Here is a 240-nt window from a genome sequence, read left to right as displayed (position 1 = left end):
ATTACGCCTGTTTCGAGTAAAGTTTCAGGGTTCATCAAAACGATACGATTTAACGAAAATCAGTTTGTACACAAAGGTGATACACTGATTGTCATAGACAACAGAGAATTCGTCAATCAGGTTAAAATGGCGGAAGCAAATCTGCACGCAACTTCTGAAAATATCACCACTATTGAAAGCGGCGTGAACACCAAAGAAAGTGATACGAAGATCATTGATGCTAAAATATCTTCTGCAAAG

Annotated in this window: 1 protein-coding gene; it reads left to right on the top strand. The window is 37.9% G+C overall.

The window, feature by feature from the left end; translation table 11 throughout:
- The coding region (locus tag SCA31_RS25320; protein WP_410699687.1) for a biotin/lipoyl-binding protein at window positions 1-240 on the top strand (240 nt) is incomplete at both ends.

This window comes from Chryseobacterium sp. SIMBA_028 (genome assembly GCF_046535285.1).
Classification (GTDB): domain Bacteria; phylum Bacteroidota; class Bacteroidia; order Flavobacteriales; family Weeksellaceae; genus Chryseobacterium.
This window is presented reverse-complemented; position numbering and strand designations above follow the sequence as displayed.